Source organism: Candidatus Planktophila sp. (genome assembly GCF_046070465.1).
GTDB lineage: Bacteria > Actinomycetota > Actinomycetes > Nanopelagicales > Nanopelagicaceae > Planktophila.
Genome location: NZ_JBJTMK010000005.1, coordinates 1 through 5144, shown reverse-complemented (window position 1 = coordinate 5144; position 5144 = coordinate 1). Strand labels below are relative to the sequence as shown.

At 51.9% G+C, this 5144-nt stretch carries 5 protein-coding genes; all 5 read right to left on the bottom strand.

The window, feature by feature from the left end; all coding sequences use genetic code 11:
- Nucleotides 1–1406: translation elongation factor 4 (gene lepA / locus ACKOVI_RS00160; RefSeq protein ID WP_509601616.1), on the bottom strand; the 1406-nt coding region annotated here is incomplete at its 3' end.
- Nucleotides 1407–1459: 53 nt separating this feature from the next.
- Entirely contained in the window at nt 1460–1729 is a 270-nt protein-coding gene (gene rpsT / locus ACKOVI_RS00155) for a 30S ribosomal protein S20 (protein ID WP_509601614.1), read from the bottom strand.
- A gap of 116 nt (nt 1730–1845) precedes the next feature.
- Complete coding sequence (gene holA, locus ACKOVI_RS00150) at nt 1846–2796, bottom strand: DNA polymerase III subunit delta (RefSeq protein ID WP_509601612.1); 951 nt, start codon at nt 2794–2796, stop codon at nt 1846–1848.
- Between the two features lie 24 nt (nt 2797–2820).
- On the bottom strand, nt 2821–4896 hold the full coding sequence (locus ACKOVI_RS00145; protein ID WP_509601610.1) for a ComEC/Rec2 family competence protein: 2076 nt from the start codon (nt 4894–4896) through the stop codon (nt 2821–2823).
- A gap of 62 nt (nt 4897–4958) precedes the next feature.
- On the bottom strand, nt 4959–5144 hold a 186-nt coding region (locus ACKOVI_RS00140; protein ID WP_509601608.1), incomplete at its 5' end, for a ComEA family DNA-binding protein.

The following is a 5144-nucleotide window of genomic DNA, read 5'->3' as shown; positions in this document are numbered from 1 at the left end:
AAGACGATTTCAGCAAGAGGAAGTGTGTAGCGAATTTCAACACGGTCTTCAGAGATGTAATCCATACCGAGCATCACTCCGCGGCGCTCTTGGCAGAGCTCCATGATGGTGCCGATGTATTCAGATGGAGCAAGAATTGTTGACTTAACAATTGGCTCTTTAACATTATTGACCTTACCGTCAGGAAATTCTGATGGGTTGGTAACGATGATTTCCTTGCCATCTTCCATCGTGACGCGATAGACCACGTTTGGAGCGGTGGAAATTAAGTTGAGCTTTGCTTCGCGCTCGAGACGCTCGCGCACAATCTCCATATGAAGCAGACCGAGGAAGCCGCAACGGAAGCCAAAGCCAAGAGCGGCAGAACTTTCCGGCTCGTAGACAAGGGCTGCATCATTGAGCTGCAACTTCTCAAGCGCGTCGCGAAGAACAGGGAAATCTGCACCATCGAGTGGGAACAAACCAGAGAAGACCATTGGCTTGGGATCTTTATATCCGCCGAGCGCTTCCTTAGTTGGTCGAGCAAAGTTAGTGATCGTGTCACCCACACGTGATTGGCGAACATCTTTTACGCCGGTAATCAAATAACCCACTTCACCAACGCCAAGGCCCTTGGATGGCAGTGGCTCTGGGGAGATAACGCCGATTTCAAGTGCTTCGTGCTTTACGCCAGTGGAGAACATCTGAATTTGTTCGCGTGGCTTGAGGTGTCCATCGACAACGCGAACGTACGTAACAACACCGCGATATGCATCGTAGACAGAGTCAAAGATGAGTGCGCGTGCTGGAGCCTCAGGGTCTCCAACCGGTGCAGGAATTTGATCAATGATTTCATCGAGGAGTTCTGCAACACCATCACCGGTCTTGCCTGAAACACGAAGAACATCTTCTACTTTGCACCCAATCAAACCTGCAAGCTCTGCCGCAAACTTCTCTGGCTGAGCATTGGGAAGATCGATTTTATTGAGTACAGGAATGATGGTGAGATTGTTCTCCATCGCAAGATAAAGATTTGCAAGTGTCTGCGCTTCAATACCCTGTGCGCAGTCGACGAGAAGGATTGCGCCTTCACATGCTGCGAGCGAGCGCGAAACTTCATAGGTAAAGTCAACGTGACCTGGCGTGTCGATCATGTTGAGGATGTATTCCTTGCCATCGCGTCCTGATTGCCAAGGAAGACGTACAGCCTGAGACTTAATGGTGATTCCGCGTTCGCGTTCGATATCCATGCGATCGAGATATTGAGCGCGCATCAAACGCGCTTCAACGACCTCGGTGATTTGCAGCATGCGATCGGCGAGTGTTGATTTGCCGTGATCGATATGGGCGATGATGCAGAAGTTACGAATCTGCGCCGGATTGGTTGCAGCCGGTTGCGGCGCCTTGGCAATGCTAATTGCTGGCACTTAATGGACCGCCTTGTTGGTGAGAGTTAAAAGTAAGAGGAGGCGTCGCGTTATTAGCGAGCGCCTGCCTTTGCAGCTGCTTTAGCCATGGAAGACTTCTTGTTAGCAGCTGAGTTCTTGTGAATAACGCCCTTTGAGACTGCAACATCGAGCGCCTTTGATGCAGCGCGGAGTTCTGTTGTGATTGCAGCAGCGTCACCCTTTGTGACTGCATCGCGGAACTTGCGAACAGCTGTCTTGAAAGCTGAAGTGACAGACTTGTTGCGAAGGCGCGCCTTCTCGTTTGTCTTAATACGCTTGATCTGCGACTTGATATTTGCCACGTGTAGAGCTCCTGTGCTGTGAGTTAATTCTTGGTCAATTTCGCCAATCCGGCGGATTGAGCAGGCGGAAAGGTTATCAGCGTGAGGCTACCGGGCCAAAATCGAGCTGGGGTGCCCTATCGGGCTGCGCGAGCTCCCGCGATGGTGGCCAGGGCTTTTTCCAGCGCGAAAATCGGATCGGAGCTGGCGCCCTTTACATCAGCATCGGCCTTGGCTACCGCCTCAACGGCGGATGCGATGCCACGAGGCGTCCACCCTGCTAATTGGCGTCGGGCTTTATCGATCTGCCATGGAGCCATACCTAATTCACCGGCGAGCTCGAAGGATTTTGCTCCGCGGTTGGTGCCAGAGACCTTTGCCAGATTACGAAGGGACGAGGCGATCGCCGATGTCACCATGACCGGATCGGTCCCAGTTTCCAGTGCGCTGCGCAATGTGACCAGAGCTGTTGGAAGATCTCCATCGAGCGTTGCATCAGCAACATCAAAACCTGTGGTCTCTACGCGCCCCTTATGGAAGGTGTCGATGATTTCTTCATCGATAACGCCCTTGGGTGCATCTAAGGAAACTTGTGAGACCGCTTGCTGAAGTTCGCGTAAATCTGAACCGAGCGCGCCGACGAGGGCTTTGACCGCACCTGGTGTTGCCTTACGTCCTGCATCTAAGAAGAGCTCTTTGACAAACTGCTCTTTCTCAGCTTCTTTCTTCAACGCATCGCAGGCAATGATCTCAGGCTTCGCTTTTTTAATGGCGTCGAGAAGTGCTTTGCCTTTTACGCCGCCCTTGTGAATAAAGATAACGGTTGTGGTCGGATCAATGGCATCAAGGTAGCGAGTGATCTCAGCTTTACATTCATCATCGAGATCTTGAAGGTCTTTTACAACAAGTGCGCGACGTTCAGAGAAAAGTGATGGGGCGAGTGCATCGGCAATAGCTCCAGGGATGACATCGCCTGCAGTAAGGGTTGTGACTTCTGCTTTTTCTTCCCGCAGCTGCGCTGTCAGTTTTGCCATAGCGCGATCAGCGAGTGCACCTTCAGCACCAAGTAAGAGGTAGAGAGCGTTCATTGCGACTTCCACCTTTCTACTGAGTTAATTCCACGAAATAAAGTGCGGCTTCGAATTCTCGGTCGAAATGGTCAACTCGTGGTTGCGTGCTTCCACTGCGATTGCGCCATCTCGGTCTGTACGCAGAACTTTAGCGTGTAGTCGGGTCAGTGCATCGATGGTCGATTGCGCGGGATGTCCGTATGAATTGCCCGCGCCAACGCTGATCAGAGCCAGCGTGGGAGCTAATTCGCGCATCAGAGTGAAATCTTGAAATCTCGATCCATGGTGGGCGACCTTGTATATGTCGACCCTGCCAATCTGGCCGCGCAATTTTTCTTGCACCGCTGGCTCGATATCTCCTGCTGCAAAGAGGGTCAGGTCGCGACTCTTGATGACTGCCGCAATGCTCACGTTATTAGGATTTGCATCGATTGCACCCACCCGCAGCGGCCAGAGAACTTTGATTGAATATTCGCCGATAGTTGCCCTCGAACCCGCTGCGATATTGCCAAACCATTGCGCTTCCACGCGTCTACCTTTTCGCGCGCCAGAAATACCTGCGATGTGATCGGCGTGGGGATGAGTGAGAATTAAGAGAGAGATAGTTTTCACCTGCAATCGGCGCAAACATTGATCGATGAGCGCTGGGTCAGGACCAACATCAATCACTATTGCCCGATGATCATGCAGGTTGATGACATATCCATCGCCTTGGCCAACATCACAGATAAAGAGATCCCAATCTCCCGTTGGAAATCGGCCCCACCACAAAAGCAGCATGGAAAGCATTACCAGGACAGCAATGGCTCTCTTGCGAAAGAAGGCAATCAATAGAACGGCAGAAAGCGCCGTTAAAAATCCAATAAGCCCTGTGCGAATACTGAGCACTGAAAAGTTCGCTGCCCACCGCGCAATTGATGTAATCACTATGGCGAAGGGGCGAATCAGGATAAGGAGGGCATGTGCTGTCCATGGAGAAATCGGTGAGATAAGAGCTGCAACAAAGCCCACAACGGTAATCGGTGCGACAAATGGCGCAGCGACGATGTTGGCGACAATCGACATGGGTGAGATATATCCCGAGAGAGAAATAATGACCGGCAGACACAGTGCCATCGCCGCAATCGGAATTGCTAATGCTGCAGCAACTTTCTGCGGAAGCCAGCGCTGAAAATACGCGGTGATATGAGGGGATAAAACCAATAACCCGGCAGTTGCTAATACCGATAGCGCGAAACCTGGATCGCGGGATTGCCATGGATCAATAGCAACTACTGCTGCAATCGCAAAGCCGAGAGCCGGCAAAGAGTCACCTTTAACTCGGGTAGAGATTGCAAACAACATGACTGCAGCCATTGCAGCAGCTCGTAAGACTGATGGAGTTGGCCTCACGAGTGCGATAAAACAAATTAGCGCCAGTGAAGTTGCTGCAAGGCGAGCCGGAATTCGACGGAAGAGAAATTGCATGCACCACAGCACAAATGCCGAAACGATTGCAAAGTTGGCACCACTGACTGCAACGAGGTGGGTCAAGCCGGCACGGCGCATATCTGTTTTGAAATCTGCTGTTTGTTTTGCAGTATCGCCAATCACCATTCCAGGAATCAGTGCACCTGCATCCCCATCGCCACTGGCGCTACGCAACCCGGTGCGAATTGAAGCCAGCGTCGTTGCCCACCGTGATGGTGGCGCCAATGCACGAATCTTTGCTGTTGTAATAACCAACGCGGCAACGCGACTTTCATCGGTTTTGATCACTCGCCCCGTCACTGCAATTCTCTGGCCAGGCAACAATCCAATAGCTGAAGATTTGGCTGTAATCACTCGCACCGGTCCGTACGGCGTGGATGCAAGAAAGGAAAACTTCCGGTCTGCGAAGTTACGCCCCAAAACTTTTGGCGTTGTTGCCACAGGATCCGTGCGGACTCGAGCTTCGAAGGAGAAGGTGGCACCGAAGTGTGATCGAAGCTCGCTGCCTGCAATGGAGTATTGCCGCATCGACATCAGCGCAGATCCGAGAAGAATTGCGGTGATAAGAACGAGGGCTCTGCTCTTCTGAAACTTCCATAAGAATGGAACGGCAAGAATTGCAGCTAGCGCGAGTACACCTGGATACATCCAGCTTTGAGCCAGTGCGCCCGCCCAGGTTGCAGCACCTAATGCAAGTGCACGGCTATCGGTTAAACGCGGAGCTTGCTCTTGAATTTGGATAACGTGCCCTCACCAATACCGGGAACTTTCAAGAGATCCTCGATTGTTGCAAACGGGCCATTTGCTTTGCGATAACTCACGATGCGCGATGCCAGCACCGGGCCGATTCCATCGAGGGCTTCAAACTCTTTTGCGCTGGCACGATTGATCATGAC

Coding starts and splice junctions, on each gene's coding strand:
- holA (WP_509601612.1), bottom strand. CDS start 2,796: ATGAACGCTCTCTACCTCTTACTTGGTGCTGAAGGTGCACTCGCTGAT.
- ACKOVI_RS00145 (WP_509601610.1), bottom strand. CDS start 4,896: ATGTATCCAGGTGTACTCGCGCTAGCTGCAATTCTTGCCGTTCCATTC.